Genomic DNA, 22,842 nt, shown 5'->3' with positions numbered 1-22,842 from the left:
ATGAAACTCAACTTTGCAAAATTTGCTGGAATGACAGTGCTTGCGACTGGCCTAGCCGGAGCGGCAATGGCTCAGGATTACCCATATCGTGACATCACCACGGCTGTGGTTTGGGGCGCTGGCGGCGGCACCGATTCCATCAACCGCATGATCATGGCAGAGATGGAAAAGCATCTGCCTGTCTCAATTAACGTCATTAACCAAACCGGTGGTGTCGCTGGGTCAAATGGCATGGTCTATGTGCAAAACCAAGCTGATGACGGATACACGCTGGTAGGCCTGTCTGAATCCAACGTAACGGCAGCGGTCCAAGGCGGCTGGGATCAAAAATTCGACTACTGGTACCCATTCATTGTGGGCGGATCGCCAGATCTTATTTCTGTTCCTGCAAACAGCCCGTACAATACTTTGGCCGAGCTGGTCGACGCAGCCAAGGCAGCACCCGGTACAATTCCAGCTGCGGCCTCAGGGGCGGGTTCCATCCACCACCTGAACTTGTTGGCGATTGAAAACGGCGCAGATGCGACGTTCAAATTTGTGCCTTACAAAGGTTCAGCACCGGGCCAAGAAGCCGCAATTGCCGGCGAAGTTGCTCTTGTCGTGACCTCATTGGCTGAACAGGCCGCATTGATTGAAGGTGGCAAGTTGAAGCCTCTTGCGATGCTGACACCAGACACTGCAGACATCGCTGGTATGACAGTACCGTCTGCCTTTGACATCTATGATGGGCTTGAAAAATACCTGCCGTTGAAACAGGCGATTGGGTTTGCTGTGCACAATTCCGCACCTGATGATGTGAAGGCTAAATTGGGTACAGCGTTTGAAGCGGCAATCGACTCCGATGTGGTCGCGGAATGGGCGACAGCGAACAACTATGATGTTGGTGGTCAGTACGGCGAAGAAGCGCAGGCGCTCTTTTCCAATCTGGAAAGCACATTCGCATACACTCTGAAAGATCTTGGCGCGACGACTGTCGATCCAGCATCTTTGGGTATCGATAAGCCATAAACTCGGCACTAACCCTAAAGGGCGCAATCTCGGTTGCGCCCTGACTTCGCCCGATAGGGCTTACTTTCTGGAGGTAAATGTGGACTCTCCTAGCGACAAGGACATCCTTCGCGCCCGAGATTTTTGGGGAGCGATTGCTTTGTTCTTTTTGTCAGTTTTCTTTCTTTGGCGGACATCTTCTATTCCGCTGTTCGGGCAGAACCGAGCAGGTGTCAGCGGGGCGGATTGGTATAATTCAGCAGCACTTGTGCCGTTTGGCATTTTTGGCGCGCTTTTGATCCTGTCGTTGGCTCTGTTGCGAACTTCAATCAAAGCAGGGGGTGCCAAATCTGCGCTGACGGCTGTTGGCATCGGCTGGAGCCCAATTGAAGCACTGCGTTTTGGAACGCTCGCGATCATCCTCTTTTTCTACATTGTCGGCTTGGTGCCGCGCGTTGATTTCATCATTAGTTCGGGGCTTTTAATCACGGCGCTCATTCATGGGTATCACGGCGGCAAACCCGAACGCATGGTTTTGGTCACAGGGTTCGTGGCCCTTCCAGGTACCTATGCATTGGTAGGTTATTTGCCGCGATCAACTTGGAACCTGCACGCGGATGACTGGCTGACGCTTGCGCTTTGGGCAGCTTTGACTGTGTGGATATTGGTGCGCCACGGCAAAGATCGTGTGTCACGCATTATCCCAGTCATCGCGATCGTCGCCCCAGTCATTCTGGTATTGGCCATGGCCTTTGGCTTTCGACAAAACGTGCCCAACCGCGGCGGGCTGCTGTTTAAGCAGATCGAGTACCAATACTTTGTAAACATCAAACCGATCTGGAGCCGCTAAGATGGATTTCGTACTTTCTCAGCTGGCGGGTTTCGGGACCGAATTTATCGCCCTTGTGATTGATCCGCTTACCTATGCCTATCTGATCGTTTCGGTCTTTTTAGGCATTACATTCGGTGCGTTACCGGGTCTGACTGCAACTTTGGCTGTGACAATCCTCACCGGGTTCTTCGGCAATAAGATCCCGTTGGACTATTCCTTAATCGCATTGCTCGGCGCCTACGTTGGGGCCATTTATGGTGGGTCATACCCATCGATTTTGCTCAATATTCCCGGCACCGCTGCCAGTGCTGCGACAGCCATGGACGGACATCCGCTTGCCAAAGCTGGGCGCGGCGGGGAAGCGCTTGGTCTGACAACAACCGCCAGTTTTATCGGAACGCTGATTGGAACGGTGGCCCTGTTGATCTTTGTCTGGGTCTTGCTGCTGATCTCTCAGAACATCGCGAGTCCTGAAAAGGCATTGCTTGCGCTCTTTGGCATTTTGCTTTCGGGCACTTTGATGAGTGAGGACCTTGTGATCAAAGGCTGGATCGCCGGTCTAATAGGGTTGGCTATGGCAATGGTTGGGCTTGATCCTTTGTTGTCCGAGCCGCGCTATACGTTTGGCTGGTCTTATATGCTGTCAGGATTTCAAGTTGTGCCTGTACTGATGGGGGCCTTTGCGGTGCCTCAAATCATTGACGGGTTGCGCCATGCCGAAGTTGGCAAGATCGTCGCCTTGCAGGGTCGTATTTTGCCAAATCTTGCTGCGATCCGCCGGTATATGCCGACCATCACCCGGTCGGGAGTTATTGGAACCGGAGTAGGGGCCTTGCCCGGCGTTGGCGAAGACGTTGCGGGCTGGGTGTCCTATGGCGTGGGTAAAACCGTTTCCAAGGAAGGCGATAAATTCGGCAAAGGATCACTTGAGGGGTTGCTGTCTTCAGAGACAGCGAACAATGCCTGCATTGGCGGCGCGCTAATTCCGCTCTTGGTTTTGGGCATTCCGGGGTCACCTCCCGCTGCTGCTCTGATGGGGGCCTTTAAAATCAACAACGTCATTCCTGGACCAACCATTGATCCTTCGATCATTCTGCGGGTTGTGGCGATTATGGTTCTGGCGTCTTTCACTATGTTTATCCTGGGATTGTTCACAGCAAAGTTCTTCATCAAAATTTTGCGCATCCCACAGACGGTGTTCCTACCAATTGTCATGGTACTGACCGCGATTGGATCGTTCAGCGTCGGAGGGGGTATCAACGATCTCTATCTGATGATTGGCGTCGGATTTGTGGCCTATTTTATGAACATGATGAAATATCCGATTGCGCCATTGGTGATTGGTGTCATCTTGGGAGGGCTGTTTGATGAAACTTTCCGTCGATCGTTGTTCTTGTCAGACGGCAATCTGGGCGTCTTTATCTCTCGCCCTGGCGCAGCCATTTTGCTGACCATGAACATTGCGCTGATCGCGGCCCAAATTCCGGCTCTTAAACGCGGTGTGGCGCGTCTGCGGCGGAGGGGCAGCTGATGTTTGCTGTTTTGGTCACGTTTCAAATCAAAACAGAGTGCGTCGACGCATTTCTTCCTTTGATGAAAGATAACGCTGTAACATCGTTGCAAAAGGAACCCGGTTGCCATGTCTTTGACATCTGCAAGGACGGACCAGAGGTTTTCCTTTATGAGCTCTATGAAGACAGGGCAGCCTTCGATGTCCACCTCGACAGCGATCATTTTTTAGCCTTTGATGCAGCGGTCGCTGATATGGTCGCAGACAAACAGGTGCGGCTATATGATGAGGTTATCCGATGAGTGCAACGACAGGAACTTGGGAAGTTCATGCCATCAAATATGCGGATCGCAACGCGCGCACGCGAGCAGATAGCTTCATTTTTGATGACAATCACGATGCACCACATGCCATGGATTACTTCATGTGGCTGCTGCGTGATGGCGCACGCACGATCCTTGTCGATACCGGCTATGATCACGCCGAAGCCAAACTGCGCGGGCGACCAATACGCATAGACCCAGGCGAGGCGCTGGCTCCTTTCGATTTGAAACCAGATGATATTGACGAGGTCATCGTCACCCATCTGCACTATGATCATGCAGGAGGGCTGGCTTTGTTTCCCAAGGCACACCTTCATCTTCAAGCCGCGGAAATGGCTTTCGCAACAGGGCCTTGCATGTGTCACGACACCCTGCGCGCGCCCTTCACTGCCGGCCATATCTGCGAAGCTGTCTTGCGGCTTTATCAAGGTAAGTTGACGTTCCATGACGGCGATGCAGAAATTGCAGACGGGGTCACCGTGCATTGCATCGGTGGACATTCCAGAGGTTTGCAGGCCGTGCGCGTAAGAACTCAGGTAGGTTGGATGGTTCTCGCCTCTGATGCGGCGCACTATTACGAAAATTTTATGGCGCGCAAACCTTTCCCAATCGTCGTGGACCTCCAGAACATGATGGATGGTTTTGACACCTTGCAGCGTTTGGCATCGCGACCAGAGCTGATCATTCCGGGTCACGATCCAATTGTTGGCCAGATTTTCCCAATGGGATTGGCAGCCCACGTGCGACGTTTGGATGCCGGTCCAATTTCAGAGATTCCAAAATGAAACTAGGCGTAATCGCAGACGATTTTACCGGCGCATCGGATATCGCGCTGACCATTGCTGAGGCTGGCATGTCCGTCACGCAATTTGTTGGTGTGCCGACGCAGGATAGCGATCCGGCACTTGGTGCAGGGGTGGTGTCACTGAAGTCTCGGACCGCACCTGTCAGCGAGGCGATTGCTGACAGTCTTGCAGCTTGTGAGTGGTTGCTTTCGCAGGGTGCTGAGCAGATTGTTTTGAAAGTGTGTTCTACGTTTGACAGCACTTCTGAAGGCAACATAGGTCCGGTATTGGAAGCTTTGGCTGAACACCTTGGAGCGCAGCTAATCCTGACGTGCCCGGCCTTCCCGGAAAACGGCCGCAGCGTCTATCAGGGGCATCTGTTTGTAAATGACGTGCTGCTGAATGAAAGCGGGATGCAAGATCACCCGCTGACACCGATGAAAGATCCAGATTTGAGGCGCGTTTTAGGGGCGCAGACCACTTGGGATGTGTCCCACATCCCCTCACAGATTGTGACGCAGGGCGCAGCAGCAATCGAGGCCGTGCTACCAAAATCCCAGTCCATGGTTATCGTAGACGCAATCCATGATGCGGACCTACTGTGTATCGGAAAGGCGGCCAGACATCAGCGACTACTCTGTGGTGGATCGGGCATCGCCTTGGGTTTGCCGAGCAACTTCGGATGCAAAAAATCTCCTCCGTCCTGGGAACCGGTAACCGGAGCAGGTGTTGTCATCAGTGGCAGCTGTTCTCGTGCAACACGTGGTCAGGTCGCTTTGTTCCGACAAAGCAATCCTTCCTTTGAAGTCACAGCAGAGGCTGCGGTGAACGGAACGCTCACCGCGGGAATTCTGCGCGATTGGGTGATGGAGCAAACGCATACTCCACTTGTGTATTCTTCGGCGGACCCTCTGGTCGTGCAATCGGCGCAGCAGCGTTTTGGATCAGACATTGCGGCTCATGCCATCGAAACCCTATTTTCAAATCTCGCCAGCTTGTTGGTGCAAAGCGGCGTGACACGTATTGTTGTGGCAGGCGGAGAAACATCGGGGGCCGTGGTTAACGGGCTTGATGCAAAGGCTTTGGAAATAGGTCATCGAGCAGCCGCCGGGGTGCCGATTGTCAAAGTGAAACATCAAAACCTCGCCCTTGCGCTTAAATCGGGCAACTTCGGTGCGGTCGACTTTTTCCAATCCGCGCTGGATTTGATGGAGACTGAAGCATGAGCGAAGAAGCGCAAGCACGAGAAGAGATCTGTCAGCTCGCCAAGTCGCTGTTTGATCGTGGTTTGACCTGCGGCGCGACGGGGAATCTTTCGATGCGCCTATCAGATGGTAACTATCTGGTGACGCCCACCGGCAGTTCGATGGGGTTTCTTGATCCAGCCAATATCAGTCTTTTAGGCCAGAGGTTTCAGTACATTAGCGGTGATCGGCCCACCAAAGAACTTCCGCTTCACGCCGCATTCTATGAAACGCGCAATCAGGCCCGTGCCGTGGTGCATTTGCATTCTTCCTACGCCGTTGCCTTATCTATGTTGCCGGGTATCGATCCGGATAATGCTATACCCCCCGTCACCCCTTACGCCATTATGCTGCTGGGGAAGGTGAAATTCTTACCGTTTTTTGTGCCCGGGGACGCTGGGATGGGAGAAGCGGTGAAAGCGCTCAATGGAACGCGGGCGGCTGTATTGCTTGCCAATCATGGTCCGGTCGTCTCGGCCAAAGATCTTAGATCTGCGGTTTTTGCCTCTGAGGAATTGGAGGAGGCGGCAAAATTAAGTTTGCTGACACAGAGACTGTCGCCAACGCTTTTAACCGAACCGCAGATCAAAGCCGTCGTCTCCAAGTTTAATGTGGAATGGTAAGAACCAGATCGCAGAAAGTGCAATGCCGCTTCTAATATACCTCCGTCATTCAGCCAATCGCAGCCAAGTGCTGAACCTGGCTGCGACCAAAGACGTAATTTGAAATTCGATCCTGCTCTTTAGGTCTTGTTCCATTTCACTCACACTTCGGGCCATTAGCGATTAAGTTGTGAATGAGCCGCCAGAACGCGTTGACATCGACCGGTGGCTGTTAGAAACCTTGCCATAAGTGCGGTCCCTTAGCTCAACTGGATAGAGCAGCTGACTTCTAATCAGCAGGTTGAGGGTTCGAGTCCTTCAGGGATCGCCATTTACTCATGATTTTTCACGCGGCTTGGCGAGCTGCGTCTAGGTTCTGCGCTAAAACCTCTTTGATTAGGCGGTTCCAATCTGTCTCAAATGTTGCTTTGCTGTTGGCCGCAAACGCGCGCTGATCGATCTGGTTTGAAGGCTCCGCTGATAGAATGCGTTGGATATCGGAGGCCAGAACTTGCGTACCGAGGCCCGAGATTGCGACAGCTCCGTCTTCGATTTGGTCAAGCAACCCATCAACTGGGGCCACCAATACTTGACGCCCTGCTGCTAGGGCTTCTTGCGCGACGAGGCCGTAGGCTTCCCATCGTGAAGGCATCACAACCAGATCAACTTGATTGATGGCGTCGCTTGGGTAGTGGCAGAACCCTTCAAAGGAAATACGCGGGTCATTGCCGGCCAAGGCTTTCAGGTTTTGCTCCTCGGCACCGGATCCAAAAACCTTAAGGGTTAGGGTCGGGTCGTCGATGAGTTTAAATGCCGCGATGGCCTGATCAAATCCCTTTTGATCATGAAGCCGGCCGATCAAACCCACGGTTTTTGGCTGGCCTTTTGGCGTTGAAAGTGCAGCAAGATCTGTCAGATCGACGGCAGAGCGGATTATACGCAGTTTGGCATCATCTACGAGGGCGCGGGTCGCCATCCAACTGCCCTGTGCGCGGCTGACACAAACGACACGATCAAATAGGGCGTAGGCCGTGCGCAGCAACGTGTAAAACCGATCTCGTTTCGGCACATTCAGCGCAGTAAAACGCTGGGTATAGCTGTGTTCAACGTGGATTAATTTAGCCTGCGGATGTTTTGCACGTAGGGCCATGAGCGCTGGAAGATTGCGCCACTTGATCGCGAGATGGCTGACGATAACCTCGCCTTCAAACCTGGGCCAGCGGCCGCGATCCTGTACCATTTCGCGTTGGTGTTTCACGTTTTTATTCAAGGCTTTGGAGGTACAAAGGTGATCCAAAACGCGTGTCACGCCGCCTGGGGTGGCATCATCAAGTAGGTGGGTAATTGTAATGGTCATAGTCAATCCTCCGATTAGCGTGACACTGGCGCTTTGGCGCGCAATGACAGTGGGTTGAAATTCAAACGATTTAAAATCCAAGCAGCGAAGTGCGTGGTGAGGGTTTTCACCGGCTCTCTGCGCAAAGGTTCTAGCGACAATTGGTTTGCAGACCGTAAATAGGCTGTGGCAGTTTCTCCATCGCCACTGCTGATGGCGCGGCGTGCCAGATAACGCAGCTGATAGGCGCGCGCGGCGTTTTCGTGTTGCGCAAAGAAGCGCGGGTGCAGGCCACGCAGTTTGTTGATCACATTGCCCCAAGAGGCCAGTTGCCGGTCGGTATTTGCCGACAGGCCAGACAGTGCCACACGGTAAGATGTGAGGTGACCTGGAATGCCTTCGATTTTCCAATCGGTGATCAAAGCAAGACGCAGCCAGCATTCAATGTCTTCGGATTGGCGAAAACTCTCGTCAAAATAATAAGCGCGCGCATTGTGTGAGGTGCGGCTTGCGATATCCATCAGCGCCTGGCGCCGCAGCATGGCTGCTGATCCATTGCCGATTGGGTTGCGTTTTAAAATATGTTCTGCCGTGATCTGCTTTAGGCGCGGTGACTGACGAATGCCCAGTTTACGTCCTTCATCATCAATCAATTCCGAACCAGCGTAGCTTACGCCAAGGCGGGGGATTTCTGCAAAATGCACCACATGCCGGCGCGCTTTGTCCGGATGCCAAAGATCATCTGCATCACAAAATCCGATGATGTCACTGCTCGCTTCTTCGATACCACGATTGCGCGCGCCAGCGAGGCCTCGATTGGCTTGATGCACATAGCGGATGCGGCGATCCATTAAGAAAGGCGCAACAACCTCTTTGGTGTGATCGGTCGAGCCATCGTCGATGATCAGAATTTCGATATCGCGCAGGGATTGGTCCTGCAGAGATTTCAGCGTTTCCGAAATTGTGGCCTCAACATTGAAGGCTGGGACGATGATGGATGCTTTGGGCATGGGAACCTCCAGTTCAGGAAAACAGATTGCGACGTAGGGCATTGGGTAAGATTGGGGCTGCAAGCGCGGCCAATGCAGTCGCCGCTCCGCGATGCGGAGGGGATAAAAAGGCGCGTGGGTTTTCTGCTAGACCGCGCGCGGCATAAGACATCGCCGCAGTGGAGTTTTTCTCGAGCCGTAACGCGCGGCGGGCGAGGTATCGCAGATAGACAGCGTTTTGCGCGGCGGTGGGTACAAACCCAAAATACTTGGCCGTGCGCAACGCCTGCTGACGTGACCTCGCCATTGCTTCAAGATCAGCGGACAGCCCTTCGTCAGATTTACGGTACCAAACCTGACGTTTTGAAATTGGCTCTATGCGCACGCCCATACCGACAAGACGAATGAGCCATTCCAAATCTTCGTTGTGCACAAAGCCGTGCGCAAGGCCACCATGGTCAAGAAACGCTTGCCTGCGCAAAGAAAAGTTCGACATGGTACAGACCGGATTTTCCCCCATGAGGTGGGGGATTGTTAGGGACCGACTTGGTACGTTTGACCGGGTCACTTCACATCCGGGAGTGTCAAAAAAGCTTACTTCCCCAAAGGCACCGCCAATCTCTTGATCTGCAAAAACTGCAGACAATTGGGCAAGTTTTTCAGGCTCCCACAAATCGTCTGCGTCCAGGAAACTGAGGATACGGCCTGTGGCTAACGCTGCACCAACATTGCGCGCAACTGAAGGCCCTCGATTGGCGATGTGGTGCACTTTGATCCGAGGATCTTCATCCGCTAGCGCATCTAGAAGATTTGGCGTTTGATCTTGGCTCCCATCGTTGATGCAGATGAGTTCCCAATCTGAAAACGTTTGAGACCAGAGTGTTTCTACCGCACTTAGCAATGTAGCTTGGGCGTTGTAGCAGGGCATGATGACAGAAAAAAATGGCATTTAAACCTCTTGCTTCATAAGGAAATGTGACGGCCTGCGAAACAAGATATGTAGCGAGGCGAGGCCAAGAATGGTTGCAATTACAATCAGATGAGTGGTGGCGAGGCTCGTGAGGCCCAAGGTTGCGGCGGGGAATGCACACGCCAACCAAGTTAGGGTTGCCCCAAAGGTAATCGCCAGCTCTAGCCCGCTGCGACCTGTAACGCGCAGCTCTGCGGCGGCGGCAGACCAAAGGGTCAATGGGATCGCCGTAAGGCACAGGATTGAAACCGCTGGCGAGATAAAGGCCCAGTCGGGACCCAATAATATGGGTACATAGATTGGGGCAAACAGCGCTTGTAGGGCAACAACAGGGCTGATCATCACAATGCCCATGAGCGCGATGCTGCGAGCGGTCTGGCCATCGGTTTTGCAAAGGTGAGGAAAGACAACTTTATCAAATGCCGCAACAAAAGAGATCGCAATGCTCAGACCAGCGTTGAAGGCCATAAAATAGGCACCCAACCCCTGAGCGCCGAGAAGCGCTCCGATCACCAACTTATCGGCATGCAGACGCAAAGCGTTGATCAAAGAGGTGCCAATGATTGGCAGACCAAAGCTTAAAAAATCGCCGGTTGGGGCCGGGGTTGATTGATCTGGCGACCATGGACGCAGGCGACGCATGGCTATCAACCAGATCGGCGCTGTCAAAACTCTTGGCAAAACAAGAACCAAGGCAGACGGGAACACCAGCACAAGCGCCACAGAGATGAGATTGGCGGATACAATCTGCGTGCCTGCAATCGCAGCGGTTTGTTTTAGCTTGCCTTCGCGCATTGCAAGGGCGGCCTGAACAAGGCCCGCTGGCATAAACAGATATTCCAAAGCAGCGAGGGCGATCAGCGCTCCAATGAAAGCGTGACCAAACCAAACAAAGCACGCTGCCACACAGAGCTGAAGTAGGAAGAGCCCTGTTGTTGTTTGCCAAAATAGGCGATGTGCGCGGGCTGTGATGGCTTGCAAATCAGATTGCGCAGCAGCGATCACGCGTTGTCCGATGCCGTTTTCCGTTAGGCTCTTTAGGATGTCACAAACAGCGAGTGCCGCGGCGGCTAGCCCAATTTGTTCCGCGCCCAGTTGGCGCGCCACCATGATCACCACAAAGAGGCGAGACAATTTGCTGGCCACTTCCGACGCGCCGTAGGCGGTCAGGTGGGACAGAAAGGTTTTGGACCGCTTCAACTCGGTAAACATGAAAAACTCCGGTACATTCCCAAAGACTATGGCGGTGAATGCGGTCGATTTGGGGAGGGCGTCGGGGGATAAAGCGAGGCCAAAGGGTCACAGATCTACCCATGCGGGTATGTGCTTGCTCCGAAATGTGTTGAAGAAACCGCGTGTTGATGCGTTAATCCCGAAAAACAAAAATAAAATGAGGCAAAAGACGTTGGTCAGGTTCATCACACCTAAGATCAAAGCGGTTGGCTTGGCTGTGCTATTGGCCAGCTGTGCCGCTGTCGTTGATCCTGAAAACATCGAAGCCACGGGCGTGGGTGACGGCTATCAAGCGCAATACCGCGATGTGGTGACGCGTCGGGACGACACTTTTTTGACCTCTCAATCCATGAATGCTGAAAAATGCTTGCCTTTGCGCGGTGGGGTAGGTGGTAAATCCATCGGCGCCCGTGTGCTCTTGGGTGAAAAAGTGTCTCGCAATGATCTTGTGGATGTACGCATCGCAGATGATGAATCTTTGTCCGGGCGCTATGTGATTTCGCGTGATGGGTCTTTGAAGCTTCCGTTTATCGATGCGATCCCAGCGCAGGGGCGATCCGTGACAGACGTGGAAAGCATGCTGGCTGGCGCTTTGATCAACGCTGAGCTGTACGAAAACCTGCCACCGATTTCCGTGCGTGTGGTCGATTTTGCCTCCGTTAGCATTGGCGTCTCTGGGTCGGTGTTTGAACCGCATCAGATCGAGCTTGGCGGCACCCGTGGTGATCAGATTGATCCGAACCGCGCCCAAGCGCTGGGCGCATCTACCGAAGCGCGCAACCTTTCTGCAGCCCTACGAGCTGCCGGCGGGGTGCGGCCAGATGCAGATATTTCAGCCGTCGAACTGCGTCGTGGCGGACGTCTTTATAAGCTTGACCTGCGCGGCGTCTTTGAAGGGCGCAATATGGTAGATGTCATGTTGCTGACCGGCGATCAGGTGCATGTGCCGTCGCGGCAGTGTTTTCAGGATGATCTGATGCGTCCAAGTCCGATCAGCCCACCCGGCGTGACAATGTTCCTATCCAACCTCACGCAACCTGCGACTGGCAATGCGCCATCCGCCATTGGTCGTGACGTGCGCGAAATGCCCTATGGCACGCGTTACATGCAGGCCGTTGTTGATGCCAACTGTGTGGGGGGGGCCCGCGTCAGCAGTGCGCATCGTTCTGCAATGCTGATGTCGCGGAACCCTGAAACCAAAGTATCTGTTGTGATCGAACGCGATATCGAGGACATGCTGCGCCGTGCTGATCGTGACGACTATGACCCCTTTTTGCTGCCCGGCGATGCGGTGGCCTGTTATGATAGCGCGATCACAAACTTTGCTGAAGCTGCGCGTATTCTAGGGGCTGTCACCATCGGAGCGAGTTTGAACTAGGCGGATTTACTAGGGGCTGGTCAAGCCAGCCTTCGCCGCTGTCCAATGTAAACGAATACCCTCGATGGCCTCATCAGAGACCTCTGCTGATTTGCTTTGCTCTTCGACCCGCTGCAACGCCTTTTGGTAAGGAATTGCACCAAACAATGCAGCCGTCGATGCGATCTTGTGGCAACGCTGCCCGAGGTCTTCAATATCTGTGATCGGATGACTAAGCCATTCGTCTAAGTCATCGCCCTCTGCCACGAACCGTTTCAGAAATTCGTCATACTGATCGCCGAACATCTCTTTCGCCTGAGATCTCTCGTGGCCTGCGACCGTTTTTTGAAGCGGCATTGGCGCAGGTGTTTCGGTGATCGAGGCCAAAGCGGCGCGCAGCTCTTCGATCTGAACCGGTTTGCCAATAAAGCCATCCATCCCGCTTTCGCGGAACCGTTTGGTGTCATCCGGCAATACATTGGCCGAAAAAGCAAAAATCGAGGTCTTTGCAGCGCGTTTCACGGATTTTCGAATGCGCTTGGTTGCTTCAAGCCCATCGAGCCTTGGCATGTTAATATCCATCAAGATGCCGTCAAAATCAGCTTTGCCTGCCCAGTCCAACGCTTCAAACCCATCGGTGGCAAGAATGACGGAATGGCCTTCGGCACGAAGCATTTTTTCGACCACAAAGGCATTCATCTCATTGTCTTCAACCAGCAACAGCCGCAATGGGTTGCTTTGTGTTTCAATGATGTCGTTGTTGCTGTCTTTGGGTTCATGTCCCTCTGGTAAGGGCAGACGCACCCAGAAGGCGCTGCCTTCATCTAGGGTGCTTTCGACACCAATCTCGCCTCCTAGAAGGGTAACAAGTCGTTTCGCAATCGGCAGGCCCAACCCGGTCGAACCTGTGTCGCCACCTGCGCGATGTGTGGTTTCGAACTCTTCAAAGATGCGGTCGTGGTCTGCTTCATCAATTCCAAGCCCGGTGTCGATCACCCGGATTTCCACCAATGGAGAGGCACCGCGTAGGCCGACCTGTTCGACTTCGATGTCAACGCGGCCGTTTTCCGTGAACTTCACCGCATTACCAACCAAGTTCAGCAACACTTGTTCCAGATGTCCTTTGTCGCTGCGCACCCATTCTAAAGCATCGCCAACCCATCCCCAACTCATGGCGGTGCTGCGTTGCTCGGCGCCAGCGCTTTGACTGTCGACCACTTCTTGTAGGAAGCGCCCCAAATGAAAGCTTTCTTCTTTGATCGGGAGGCGGCCACTTTCAAAGCGTGCAATATCAAGGATTGAATTCACGTGTTTGAGCAGCTGACGACCAGAGATCGCCATGTTGTTTTGAAATTGTTGCTGTTCGCTTGTAAGTGAAGTTGAACCAAGCAAAGTCAGATTGCCAAGCAAGCCACTCAGAGGGGTGCGGATTTCATGGCTCATGACGGTTAGGAACTCAGCCTTGGCTTTTTCACCTGCCAGCGCTTGGTCGCGCGCTTCGGTGAGCTCGTCTTCGGATTCAACCTGGGCAGAAATATCGCGCAGAAAAGCAATCAGAATTTCGCCGTTCGATCCTTCGCCAGACTGCAAGGCCAGTTCAACCGGGAAAATGGTTTTGTCTTTGCGCATGGCATCGATACGAATGCGCCCATTTCCCACCAGTTTCTTCTGGCCGGTGTCGTGCATGCGTTTCATGCCAGCTTGATGGGCATCACGTAAAGCGGGAGGCACTATCAGATCACCGATGGATTGACCGACTGCTTCCCGATTGGAATACCCAAAAATCCGTTCAGCGGCGGCATTGAAATCAAGAATGATCCCAGTGTGATCTGACACAATCACCCCATCCAACGACGTCGACAAAATGGTCTGCATATGGGCGTTGGCACTGGCCAATTCGCGTCCACGGGCGCGGCTGCTCGCATCCGCCGCGCGGGAGTATAGCACCAATGCAATCAATGAAATGATCAAGAGGCCAGAGATGGCAGAGAGCTCTAAGAGCGTGGCTGACAACCGCGCACGCAATTGATCGGAGGCATCCGCAAAATGGGTCAGGCCAGATACATAAAGACCGCGTACAGCGGGTCGTATGGCCTTTGTTTGATCCATCAGAGCCGGTAGGGCAGCAACAAGGTCAGCATCTGCTGCATCCAATAGGGGGGCCGCCGCGTCTAAAAAGCTTTTGATTCTCGATTGTGCGGTTTCGAATTCACTGATCTGGCGCGCGTCCTGAAACACCAATCCCTGGGCGATGATGTCATGGCGGCTAAAAAAGACATCAAAATCTCTTCGCAATGTTTCTAGGTCAGGGCTGGGATTTTCCGCCGCAGACCGCAAGCTCAGTTGAAAGTCGAGGTATTCAATCTCAACCTGCGACAAAGTCCATTGTACGGTATCTGATTGTGCAGACCGCAATTCACGTAAATCAGTGAAAACGCTTTGCCCAAGCATCGCAATGACAAAAAGACTGATGGCCGCAGCAGAGGGCAATACCCAGCGGCGGACGGTCTGTTTAAGTTTTCGACGTATTATTGGGGCCGTAGCGAGCTCAGTCAAATGCAGGTTCCGATTCAAGGCAGTTATTCAATCACTTGAATCCTATTAAGCTGCCAAATCGAGCGTGCGTAAACCGTTTCAGTGCGAAATTTCGATGATTGGTCAAATGGATAAATAAGCCACAAAGGGCCTTTTGCGCGTCGAGACATCTCTTGCCCGTCCATCCGGTATGCCACGATGGCCTCAGCGTTGATACTGCCACCTAGTGGGATTTCAACCGAGTAATCGTTGATCGCTGTCAGTTTCGCCCGTTGGCCTTTCAGTCGAAAGGCTTCAAGCAGTTTGGTCAAAGGCACACCTTCAAACTGATGCACACCGTTGGTCCAAATTGTAGAGGTGACAATCTCTTTGGATCCTAAGGCTTCTAGCGCATTTAAATCCAATTTGATTGTCACCTCATCCCCCCCGCTCGTGAGGTCTGTGATTTCCAGAAGGGGCACTGGCTGTCCCGGGGCAACGCTTTCAGCACTGCTGGCAGATACCAGCGTAAAACACGTGGCTGCGACCAACATAATAATGCTCAAAACGCGAAACATTGCAGGCTCCTTCAGTAGACAGACTGACGCATTCTGGAGGGATGCGCATGGTCTCGGGCGGGTATCGTCCTACCCATGCGGATAGGACATGGGATCTGTGGGCTAATAGGCACCGCGACCGGTGAGCACTGCGCGGAATGTGGCGAGGATCAAGATAAGATCGAGCCACACCGTGCGGGATCGCGTGTACGCAAGATCCATATCGACCATCTGATCAAAGCCGATGTCTGCGCGGCCAGAGACTTGCCAAATTCCGGTCAAACCGGGCTTGACTTTTAAACGGCCAATAGCCTTTTGAGGGTAGGCTGCAACTTCCTCTGGCAAGGCTGGGCGTGGGCCAACTACTGACATATCTCCTTTGGCCACATTCACAATTTGCGGCAGCTCATCCAGTGAATAGCGGCGAATGAAACGCCCCATCCGGGTCACACGCGGATCGGATTTGGCTTTGAAACATACCCCGTCGCGATCAGATTGTGCCAAAAGCGCAGCACGTCTTTTTTCAGAATCCATTGCCATTGAGCGCAGCTTGTAGAGCGTGAAGGGTTTTCCATTTGCGCCAATGCGGCGCTGTTTGAAAATCGGAGAGCCTTTACTTTCGATCCGAATGGCCAACATGAGCGCAAGCAAAACCGGTCCAAGAACCAAAAGACCTCCAAGGCTTAAGGTTAAATCGATAACTCGCTTGCCTGAAACAGCGTTGTCTGAACGACGCAGAGGCCATAGGGCTGCACGTGCCAGGAATGTCAGATTGCCGATCAAATAGCGTTTTGCCATGCGGCGTGGCTCCATCAACAACCGCCACATCCATTCAGAGCGTAGATCGCGTACCCATCCAGGAGCGCGAGTTACATTGCCTGCAAGAAAGTCAAACAGACCTCCTACCGAGAGGCAGATCTGAGTATTTAGGCGTTCAAAATTGCGGTCAATCCACAATTCCTGCATCGGCACGCCCATAGCAACGAGCAGAATATCTGCTTTTGAATTGTTGATCGCCATGGCAGCTGCGTGGTCTTGGGCACCTTCATAACCATCACGTGTACCTGCGATGATCAAATTGGGAATGCGCCGTTGAAGCGCCTTGGCTGCGCGTTCTGCCGTGCCGGGTTTGCCACCCAGAAGGTAGATTGATTTCCCTAGTTTGGCGGCGTCAGCCAGCAGCTTTGGAACAAAATCAGTGCCGTTCAGGTTTTCTCGAATGCGGCTGCCTTGCAGCTTTGCGGCCAACTCGATGCCAATGCCGTCTGATAAAACCATATCAGCGTTTTCCAAAACCGCAGAGTAGTGTGGGTTATGCGTCGCTACATTAGCGCAATGTGCATTTAGAAAGGCCACGTGACGGCGGCCGGGGCGCAATATCTGAGCAATCGCCTCGCGGGTGTGTAAGTTGTCTATCCGGTGCCCGAGCACCTGTTTGCACAGTGGGTTTTGCTTCGTAGAATCCGCTTTCCAGCTGTCTATATTACTCTGATACGTCATTGTCTTACTCCCATCGCTTTCCATTAGATTGACGAAGGCGCACAGAGTTTTCTTGATCGCATTTGGAGCGAAATGCGGCGATTTTGGTAAATGGCTTCAAAAAAAGATGTTATTTTTCATGCCTTTGTGAAAATCCCTATCCCTTTGGATAGAGTTATCACCTGATGTTTCCCGCGAAAATTTCCCATTTCCGACACAGTTCTATGAGAAGAGAGTATATTGAGTAATGGTATCGAGCGAGGTTTCGGCGATGCGAATTTTGATTGCTGACGACCATGACCTACTGCGCGACGCGCTGGTGGCGTTTATGGCACAGGAAGACAACATAGAGACACATACGGCGGCAAATCTTGCAGAAGCAGTTGCGCTGATTGACGGAGACTGGACGTATGATCTGGTCCTGTTGGATTACAATATGCCCGGCATGAACGGGCTGGAGGGGCTGAAAGTGGCCGCGGAGCGCAATGGCGTTCACCGGGTTGCTTTAATGTCCGGCGAAGCCAGCCGTGACATCGCGGAACAGGCGCTTGAAATGGGGGCGACAGGATTTGTCCCTAAGACATTACCCGCCAAGTCGTTGGTCAATGCCATCAAGTTCATGGCCATGGGCGAAAAATACGCCCCATTGGAGTTCATGACGGCAGAGCCCGAAGGCAATGATCACCCCTTGCTGGAAAACCTGACCGAACGCGAAACCCAAGTTCTAAAAGGGTTGACCGAAGGAAAGTCCAACAAAGAAATCGCGCGCGATTTGGATTTGTCAGAACCAACGGTCAAGCTGCACGTGAAAACGCTTTATAAAAAGCTGGATGTGGCCAACCGTACCCAAGCGGCACTGGTGGCGCGGGATCAAGGTGTTTTCTAACAACGCCTGGGTACCGTACCGGCCCGAGCATATGTAATTCTGCGAAACTCAGGGCTTTGCCCCGGTCTCCAGAGCATTTCTCGAAAATTGAAAACAACTTCACCGCCTCCTATGTGGAGGCGGTTTCATTTTGTCCAGATTTGACGCGCCTGTTCTTCCTATCCGATGGGATGGTGACGCATGCGTTTGGTCCTGAAAATATCTTTTGTTCTGAACATTTCAGCTAAGCAATTTTCTATCCTGAGGCGAATGTAATAGTTAGCGCGAGTTTCTCATGGTGATGCAAAGCAACCTTCCAGATTATTCTTTGAACGCAGCTTATCTGAGCCGCCTTGATAAGGTTCTGGCCAAAGGGAAACCGGGACAGCCGGGATATCTGTTGAAGCGGATCGTTCGCTACACGGGCGTATGCCTTATTTGGATTGCTTTGATCTGGGTGCCTATCGCTGGCTACCTGGTTTCTGCACCGCCGAAGTTTACGTCGCATATGTCCCTTATTTTGCCGGGGGCAGGGGTTTCGGCCAGCGTCAATATGGAAGGCATCGGGCAGGCCAGCAGCTATGCGTCATCTGCTTTTGCAAACAACTCTGTGAGTCCAACCCAGACCTATAAACGCCTTATTCGAGCAGACCGCATTTTGGATGCTGCAGCGCTTTCATTGCAGACCGACCGCGCATATCTGCCGCGCCCCAAAGTGACCTTGGTGGATCAGACCGGGCTTATTCATATCGAAATGACAGGCGTCACGCCAATGGAGGCGCGTGATCGCAATCAGGCGATCCTAACGGCTTTTTTCGCGGAAGTTGAGGCGCTGCGCACTGATGATTTGGAAGAACGCGAAGAAGGGGCAGTGGTGGCCATTGAGGAATACCGGGATTCTGTTTTGGCCACGCGCGAGGCGGTGAATAGCCTGCAGACGGAAACTGGGTTTATTTCGCGCGATCAATTCACGCGTCAAGTGGCTGAAAACGATAATCGCCTGGCAGATATCGTCGCCCTGCGCGGAGAACTGCAGGAAAAGGCCGCCTATGTTGGCCGATTGCAAATGGCCTTGAGCCTAACACCTTTGCAGGCCGCGCGTGCTTTGGATCTTTATTCCGATCAGGAATACCTCGCCCTCGTGGCGGACCTTTCGGAAAAGGTCGCTCTACGCAATGCAGCCCGCGCACAATATGGCGCGCGCCATCCCACGCGAGAAAAGGCCGAAGTGGCTTATGACCGCGCAAAAATGGCCACTGTTGAGGCGGCGATAAAGATCACAGGATTGCCGCGTGCACTTGCTAAAAAATTGAATGTTTCGCAATTCGGGGATCGCACGTCCTTATTGGCTGACCTGCTGCGACATGAAGCAGAACGGGCTGGCTTGGAAGCCCAACACCAAGAGCTGGATCGCCGGTATCTGCAGGAAAAACAAAGGCTTGAAATGGCGGCGATGGCCGCGGCTCAGCTGGAGGATTTACAACGAGATTTCCAAGTTGCCGAGGCCATATTCGCATCAGCCATTGCGCGGGCGCAGTCGTCTAAGACCGATGTGTTTGCTTCATATCCGCTGGTACAAGTGCTGGAAAATCCGTCTCTACCTGAAGATGGTGGATCACAGCGCAACACTCGTGCGCTGCTGGCTGGAATTGGCGCGACATTCCTTGTTTTTCTCGCCTTGTCTTTGGGGTGGCTCCGTCAAAGCATCATTCGCTGGGCGCTCGGTTTGCGCGATGGGCACTCTCATGTCTGATAATGCCCGTTGCGTTGGTAACGAAACGGATGCGGTGATCGTACCGGCCAACCCGGTTGAGGCCCTTGTCTATAAAACGCTTACCATCACTTGGCCACTCTATGCGGTCGGAGCGCTTTATGTCGTTGGTCCAGTATTGGCTTGGGTGCTCGGTGGAATTGCAGCACTCGCGCTCTATCTTGGACCAGCCATGCGAACTGATCTGAGACCTCATGGTATCCCAACCGCAGTGTGGCTTTGGCTCATCGGCATGCTGGCCATGCTGCCGATCCTTTGGGTGGGTCATGTGCATTGGGGTTACGGTCTGACGTCGACGATCAAATCCACCATCGGCTGGGCCAAAGGCTGGGCACTTATGGCACTATTTCCTTTGGCTGGAGCTGTGTTGCCGATCAGACGAGAAATTCTCATCCGAGGGCAATGCATTATTGGCTTTTGGACATTGTGCTTGGCACCTGTGTTATTGGCAGCGCCTTATCTGGGACTTCCAGAGCGGATTTTCACCTCTCCGCTTAAGGCAGTGGGTGGGCCGGGGCCCGAGTATTTTACTTTGTTTCTATTTACTTATGATCCCGCGACTTGGGCGCCGCGTTGGCAGTTCTATGCGCCGTGGTCGCCGTTTGCTGCTTTGCTTGGCGTATGCATGGTTCTCTTTGCCTTTGAAGAAAAAGACCGCCGTTGGCGGGCCGCTGGACTTGCCGCGGGAACGTTGATGGTTTTGGCGTCAAAGTCCCGGATGGGATTGGTTGGATTGATATTTTGTACCATCCCGCCGCGGTTGGTCCCGCTGTTGGGGAAACAATGGGCGATGTTTGTGCTTGCGGGGCTCACGGCCAGCTTGGCGATTTTTTCGGAAAAGTTGATGTCATCCCTTTCTGCAGGGATTTCGACCTTTAAAAACGCCCGTGCCGACAGCACCCGTGTGCGCGCGACATTGCAACGTATTGCCGAAGAGCGCTGGCGGGAAGAGGCGATCTGGTTTGGCCATGGTCGTCCTGAACCTGGCGGACATATCGTGGAATATATGCCAATTGGCACGCATCACACGTGGTATGGATTGCTGTTTGTGAAGGGTCTACTTGGGTTTTTTGCGCTACTGATTCCGCTGCTATATCAATTGCTTTTGTCCGTTGCAGACACGGCCATAAACCCGCGTGGACGCCTGCCTTTGGGTATCCTTTTGGTGGTCTGTATGCTGTCATTTGGCGAGAACATTGAGATCGAAGCCTACCTGCTATGGCCAGGGCTAATGATGCTTGGAATCCACGCACGTGAGGTTGCATCAGATCCGGTATTGTCGATCCGTCCAAGGCGTGTGCCTTGTTCGACTACTTGATCTATCGCATTGATATTAAAAACAAAAACGACTCCCGAAGGAGTCGTTTTTCGTTGCTACAAACCCGTATCGGATTTGAGTAAATGGTGGGCGACCCTGGAATCGAACCAGGCGTGAGTCGCCTCGAGGGAGTTACAGTCCCCTGCCACACCTTGCGGCCTGTCGCCCACTTGTTCGGCATCGCTGCTGAACGTGAGGGGCTGATTACAGGCAGCTTTCGAGGGCGTCAACAAGAAAATCCCTTGCAGATGGAACAAGTTCACTGCATTGGTACCGCTCCTTATTTGAGAAGGCAGGAAACCATGACGAAGCCCTCGAAAAAGCCCAAGTGGGTGGTCGAAAAAGAGCAGGCAAAAAAGGCTGCTTCTGCCGAAACCGTTTGGCTGTTCGGGCTGCATGCGGTGCGCGATGCGCTGATGAATCCGGCGCGAGAAAAACTGCGTTTGATGGTCACTAAGAATGCCTCTGATAAGCTGGCGGAAGCGATTGCGGAATCGGGTATGGACGCCGAGGTGATCGACCCACGCAAATTTAATCCGCCAATCGATAAGCAATCTGTGCACCAAGGGGCCGCTTTAGAAGTGAAACCTTTGAATTGGGGCAGCCTGACCGATCGCGCGATTGGCTCTGATGACCGACCACCTCGTCTGGTTTTGCTGGATCGTGTGACGGACCCGCATAACGTCGGTGCGATCTTGCGATCTGCAGAAGTTTTCGGCGCACAGGCCGTGATCGGGACACGTCACCATTCCGCGCCGGAAACCGGCGCATTGGCAAAAACCGCCTCTGGGGCACTCGAACGCCAACCTTATCTACGCATGCGCAACCTTTCTGACACCATCGTTGAACTTCAGGGCATGGGCTACATTGTGTTGGGGCTTGACGGCGAAGCGGATGACACCATTGAGGCGGTGCTGGAAGGCAAGTTTGATCGACCAGTCGCTTTGGTGCTTGGGGCAGAAGGGCCGGGTCTGCGTCAAAAGACCAAAGAAACCGTGGATCATCTGGTTAAGATTGATTTTTCTGGTGGATTTGGATCGTTGAACGTTTCCAATGCTGCTGCGGTTGCGCTTTATGCGGCAAAGCCTAAAGGCTAAGACTTGAAACCATCTGATTGGGCGGCAATATCGGACTGATCAGATGGCAAACAAGCAGAGTAATCGGGCAGGGCACAATGGGACCAAAAATCGCGACATGCTGTTATTGCGGAACTCGCGCGGCTTTGAAACTGTCCGGCGAAGTGCAACATGAATTGGCCTGTTCGTCATGCGGTGCACCTTTGCATGACATCAAACAGATGCCAGTCAAGCCGCGTCCCGTGGCCAAGAATGCTGAAAAGAAACAGCATTATGACAGGCCCGTTTCCTACAAGAAGCCACTGAAATCAAACAAGAAATACAGAAAGAAAAAGAAGGGGTTTCTGTCGGAGCTCCTTGATGACTTTGACGATATTTTCGACATTTTTGATTGAAACAATTTTTGACGGGTCCTCACAAACGCGTCACTGGCCCTATGGGGTTTAGAAAAATCGCTTACTCTTGGGGCAGATCAAACGACCCTATTGCCCAAGATGGAGCCTTACATGCTAAACCGCCGTTCTTTTCTAGTATCTGCTGCCGCTGCGCCTGTGGCCTTTGCCGCTGCAACCCCCGCGTTGGCGATGACGCCTGAAATCTATGCACCAGACGGCATTGCGCTGAAGGGCTATGATACGGTCGCCTATTTCAAGCAAGAAACCCATGTGAAGGGCAGCGCTGCGTATAAGATCAGCTGGAAGGGGGCTGAGTGGCATTTCGCCTCGGCTGAAAACCTTGCTGACTTTACCGCCAATCCTGAGGCCTTCGCGCCGCAATATGGTGGCTGGTGTGCCTTTGCTGTGGCGCATGGTGCGACCGCGAAGACCGACGCTGATGCGTGGACTTTGCACGACGGCAAACTTTATCTGAATTTCAATAAATCCGTGCGTGCCAAGTGGCGCAAAGACATTCCAGGGTTTGTTGCGAAAGCAGATGCGAACTGGCCAGCAGTTCTGAACGGCTAAGTCTCAAAAAGATATCGAGAGTTAAGTCTTTGTTCACAATTATCTTACATTCTCTGGAAAGACGATAAATTCGACTTATCTATTATCATGGAAGGCAAGACCGGAACTCTTGCCTTCACTTCACTGTCC

The 22,842-nt window shown here is 53.0% G+C and carries 21 protein-coding genes and 2 tRNA genes; 15 read left to right on the top strand and 8 right to left on the bottom strand.

Annotation, left to right across the window (positions count from 1 at the left end):
- The 8 genes from JXQ85_RS08525 (at position 1) to JXQ85_RS08490 (ending at position 6,614) form a co-directional block, all read left to right on the top strand.
- Entirely contained in the window at positions 1–1,008 is a 1,008-nt protein-coding gene (locus tag JXQ85_RS08525; protein WP_421748471.1) for a Bug family tripartite tricarboxylate transporter substrate binding protein, read from the top strand.
- Positions 1,009–1,087: 79 nt separating this feature from the next.
- Entirely contained in the window at positions 1,088–1,837 is a 750-nt protein-coding gene (locus tag JXQ85_RS08520; protein WP_421748470.1) for a hypothetical protein, read from the top strand.
- Between the two features lies 1 nt (position 1,838).
- On the top strand, positions 1,839–3,350 hold the full coding sequence (locus tag JXQ85_RS08515; RefSeq protein WP_421748469.1) for a tripartite tricarboxylate transporter permease: 1,512 nt from the start codon (positions 1,839–1,841) through the stop codon (positions 3,348–3,350).
- Positions 3,350–3,631, top strand: coding sequence for a putative quinol monooxygenase (locus JXQ85_RS08510; protein WP_421748468.1), 282 nt, complete (start codon positions 3,350–3,352; stop codon positions 3,629–3,631). The genes JXQ85_RS08515 and JXQ85_RS08510 overlap by 1 nt, the downstream gene beginning before the upstream one ends.
- The gene (locus JXQ85_RS08505) at positions 3,628–4,437 is read left to right on the top strand and encodes an N-acyl homoserine lactonase family protein (protein WP_421748467.1); all 810 of its coding nucleotides are present in this window, start codon (positions 3,628–3,630) and stop codon (positions 4,435–4,437) included. The genes JXQ85_RS08510 and JXQ85_RS08505 overlap by 4 nt, the downstream gene beginning before the upstream one ends.
- A complete protein-coding gene (gene otnK / locus JXQ85_RS08500; protein ID WP_421748466.1) occupies positions 4,434–5,663 on the top strand; it encodes a 3-oxo-tetronate kinase in 1,230 nt (409 codons plus the stop codon). Before JXQ85_RS08505 ends, otnK begins: the two co-directional genes overlap by 4 nt.
- Positions 5,660–6,304: an aldolase gene (locus JXQ85_RS08495; RefSeq protein ID WP_421748465.1), complete on the top strand. Its 645-nt coding sequence runs from the start codon at positions 5,660–5,662 to the stop codon at positions 6,302–6,304. The genes otnK and JXQ85_RS08495 overlap by 4 nt, the downstream gene beginning before the upstream one ends.
- Positions 6,305–6,537: 233 nt before the next feature.
- A tRNA-Arg gene (locus tag JXQ85_RS08490) sits at positions 6,538–6,614 on the top strand.
- A 15-nt stretch (positions 6,615–6,629) separates the two neighbouring features.
- On the opposite strand, the gene JXQ85_RS08485 is transcribed toward JXQ85_RS08490, so the two are convergent.
- The 4 genes from JXQ85_RS08485 to JXQ85_RS08470 are packed head-to-tail and all read right to left on the bottom strand — an operon-like array spanning position 6,630 to position 10,790.
- The gene (locus JXQ85_RS08485) at positions 6,630–7,640 is read right to left on the bottom strand and encodes a glycosyltransferase family 4 protein (RefSeq protein ID WP_421748464.1); all 1,011 of its coding nucleotides are present in this window, start codon (positions 7,638–7,640) and stop codon (positions 6,630–6,632) included.
- A gap of 14 nt (positions 7,641–7,654) precedes the next feature.
- The gene (locus JXQ85_RS08480) at positions 7,655–8,629 is read right to left on the bottom strand and encodes a glycosyltransferase family 2 protein (RefSeq protein WP_421748463.1); all 975 of its coding nucleotides are present in this window, start codon (positions 8,627–8,629) and stop codon (positions 7,655–7,657) included.
- Between the two features lie 13 nt (positions 8,630–8,642).
- Positions 8,643–9,557: a glycosyltransferase family 2 protein gene (locus JXQ85_RS08475; protein WP_421748462.1), complete on the bottom strand. Its 915-nt coding sequence runs from the start codon at positions 9,555–9,557 to the stop codon at positions 8,643–8,645.
- Complete coding sequence (locus JXQ85_RS08470) at positions 9,558–10,790, bottom strand: oligosaccharide flippase family protein (protein WP_421748461.1); 1,233 nt, start codon at positions 10,788–10,790, stop codon at positions 9,558–9,560. It lies immediately after the preceding gene.
- A 178-nt stretch (positions 10,791–10,968) separates the two neighbouring features.
- On the opposite strand from JXQ85_RS08470, the gene JXQ85_RS08465 reads away from it, so the two are divergent.
- Positions 10,969–12,189 (top strand): polysaccharide biosynthesis/export family protein, encoded by a 1,221-nt coding sequence (locus tag JXQ85_RS08465; RefSeq protein ID WP_421748460.1) that lies wholly within the window; start codon positions 10,969–10,971, stop codon positions 12,187–12,189.
- Positions 12,190–12,198: 9 nt separating this feature from the next.
- Here JXQ85_RS08465 and JXQ85_RS08460 read toward each other — a convergent pair whose 3' ends face one another.
- The 3 genes from JXQ85_RS08460 to JXQ85_RS08450 form a co-directional block, all read right to left on the bottom strand.
- Complete coding sequence (locus JXQ85_RS08460; RefSeq protein WP_421748459.1) at positions 12,199–14,724, bottom strand: ATP-binding protein; 2,526 nt, start codon at positions 14,722–14,724, stop codon at positions 12,199–12,201.
- A 23-nt stretch (positions 14,725–14,747) separates the two neighbouring features.
- On the bottom strand, positions 14,748–15,260 hold the full coding sequence (locus JXQ85_RS08455; protein WP_421748458.1) for a molybdopterin-dependent oxidoreductase: 513 nt from the start codon (positions 15,258–15,260) through the stop codon (positions 14,748–14,750).
- A 102-nt stretch (positions 15,261–15,362) separates the two neighbouring features.
- Positions 15,363–16,739, bottom strand: coding sequence for a WecB/TagA/CpsF family glycosyltransferase (locus JXQ85_RS08450; RefSeq protein ID WP_421748457.1), 1,377 nt, complete (start codon positions 16,737–16,739; stop codon positions 15,363–15,365).
- 250 nt (positions 16,740–16,989) lie between these two features.
- Between JXQ85_RS08450 and JXQ85_RS08445 the strand changes: the two genes are divergently transcribed.
- From JXQ85_RS08445 to JXQ85_RS08435, 3 genes are all read left to right on the top strand, one after another.
- On the top strand, positions 16,990–17,604 hold the full coding sequence (locus JXQ85_RS08445; protein ID WP_421748456.1) for a response regulator: 615 nt from the start codon (positions 16,990–16,992) through the stop codon (positions 17,602–17,604).
- Positions 17,605–17,878: 274 nt separating this feature from the next.
- On the top strand, positions 17,879–19,336 hold the full coding sequence (locus JXQ85_RS08440; RefSeq protein WP_421748455.1) for a hypothetical protein: 1,458 nt from the start codon (positions 17,879–17,881) through the stop codon (positions 19,334–19,336).
- On the top strand, positions 19,329–20,672 hold the full coding sequence (locus JXQ85_RS08435) for an O-antigen ligase domain-containing protein (RefSeq protein WP_421748454.1): 1,344 nt from the start codon (positions 19,329–19,331) through the stop codon (positions 20,670–20,672). The genes JXQ85_RS08440 and JXQ85_RS08435 overlap by 8 nt, the downstream gene beginning before the upstream one ends.
- An 84-nt stretch (positions 20,673–20,756) precedes the next feature.
- Here the strand turns inward: JXQ85_RS08435 and JXQ85_RS08430 are convergent.
- Positions 20,757–20,840 (bottom strand) — tRNA-Tyr (locus JXQ85_RS08430).
- Between the two features lie 134 nt (positions 20,841–20,974).
- On the opposite strand from JXQ85_RS08430, the gene rlmB reads away from it, so the two are divergent.
- From rlmB to JXQ85_RS08415, 3 genes are all read left to right on the top strand, one after another.
- The gene (gene rlmB / locus JXQ85_RS08425; protein WP_421748453.1) at positions 20,975–21,769 is read left to right on the top strand and encodes a 23S rRNA (guanosine(2251)-2'-O)-methyltransferase RlmB; all 795 of its coding nucleotides are present in this window, start codon (positions 20,975–20,977) and stop codon (positions 21,767–21,769) included.
- A gap of 17 nt (positions 21,770–21,786) precedes the next feature.
- On the top strand, positions 21,787–22,143 hold the full coding sequence (locus JXQ85_RS08420; protein WP_421748452.1) for a hypothetical protein: 357 nt from the start codon (positions 21,787–21,789) through the stop codon (positions 22,141–22,143).
- A 111-nt stretch (positions 22,144–22,254) separates the two neighbouring features.
- Positions 22,255–22,713, top strand: coding sequence for a YHS domain-containing (seleno)protein (locus tag JXQ85_RS08415; protein WP_421748451.1), 459 nt, complete (start codon positions 22,255–22,257; stop codon positions 22,711–22,713).
- The last annotated feature ends 129 nt before the right edge of the window (positions 22,714–22,842 follow it).

The sequence above is a fragment of the Cognatishimia sp. genome (genome assembly GCF_049116455.1).
Lineage (GTDB): Bacteria > Pseudomonadota > Alphaproteobacteria > Rhodobacterales > Rhodobacteraceae > Cognatishimia.
Note: the sequence above shows the minus strand (reverse complement) of the source record. Positions and strands in the feature narration are given on the sequence as shown.

What these genes read in the sequence shown, in the direction of transcription:
- JXQ85_RS08505 (WP_421748467.1), top strand. Translation starts at nt 3,628, where the DNA reads ATGAGTGCAACGACAGGAACTTGGGAAGTTCATGCCATCAAATATGCG.
- JXQ85_RS08445 (WP_421748456.1), top strand. Translation starts at nt 16,990, where the DNA reads ATGCGAATTTTGATTGCTGACGACCATGACCTACTGCGCGACGCGCTG.
- JXQ85_RS08465 (WP_421748460.1), top strand. Translation starts at nt 10,969, where the DNA reads ATGAGGCAAAAGACGTTGGTCAGGTTCATCACACCTAAGATCAAAGCG.
- JXQ85_RS08515 (WP_421748469.1), top strand. Translation starts at nt 1,839, where the DNA reads ATGGATTTCGTACTTTCTCAGCTGGCGGGTTTCGGGACCGAATTTATC.
- JXQ85_RS08510 (WP_421748468.1), top strand. Translation starts at nt 3,350, where the DNA reads ATGTTTGCTGTTTTGGTCACGTTTCAAATCAAAACAGAGTGCGTCGAC.
- otnK (WP_421748466.1), top strand. Translation starts at nt 4,434, where the DNA reads ATGAAACTAGGCGTAATCGCAGACGATTTTACCGGCGCATCGGATATC.
- JXQ85_RS08435 (WP_421748454.1), top strand. Translation starts at nt 19,329, where the DNA reads ATGTCTGATAATGCCCGTTGCGTTGGTAACGAAACGGATGCGGTGATC.
- JXQ85_RS08475 (WP_421748462.1), bottom strand. Translation starts at nt 9,557, where the DNA reads ATGCCATTTTTTTCTGTCATCATGCCCTGCTACAACGCCCAAGCTACA.
- JXQ85_RS08455 (WP_421748458.1), bottom strand. Translation starts at nt 15,260, where the DNA reads ATGTTTCGCGTTTTGAGCATTATTATGTTGGTCGCAGCCACGTGTTTT.
- JXQ85_RS08415 (WP_421748451.1), top strand. Translation starts at nt 22,255, where the DNA reads ATGCTAAACCGCCGTTCTTTTCTAGTATCTGCTGCCGCTGCGCCTGTG.
- JXQ85_RS08525 (WP_421748471.1), top strand. Translation starts at nt 1, where the DNA reads ATGAAACTCAACTTTGCAAAATTTGCTGGAATGACAGTGCTTGCGACT.
- JXQ85_RS08470 (WP_421748461.1), bottom strand. Translation starts at nt 10,790, where the DNA reads ATGTTTACCGAGTTGAAGCGGTCCAAAACCTTTCTGTCCCACCTGACC.
- JXQ85_RS08480 (WP_421748463.1), bottom strand. Translation starts at nt 8,629, where the DNA reads ATGCCCAAAGCATCCATCATCGTCCCAGCCTTCAATGTTGAGGCCACA.
- JXQ85_RS08440 (WP_421748455.1), top strand. Translation starts at nt 17,879, where the DNA reads ATGGTGATGCAAAGCAACCTTCCAGATTATTCTTTGAACGCAGCTTAT.
- JXQ85_RS08450 (WP_421748457.1), bottom strand. Translation starts at nt 16,739, where the DNA reads ATGACGTATCAGAGTAATATAGACAGCTGGAAAGCGGATTCTACGAAG.
- rlmB (WP_421748453.1), top strand. Translation starts at nt 20,975, where the DNA reads ATGACGAAGCCCTCGAAAAAGCCCAAGTGGGTGGTCGAAAAAGAGCAG.
- JXQ85_RS08495 (WP_421748465.1), top strand. Translation starts at nt 5,660, where the DNA reads ATGAGCGAAGAAGCGCAAGCACGAGAAGAGATCTGTCAGCTCGCCAAG.
- JXQ85_RS08485 (WP_421748464.1), bottom strand. Translation starts at nt 7,640, where the DNA reads ATGACCATTACAATTACCCACCTACTTGATGATGCCACCCCAGGCGGC.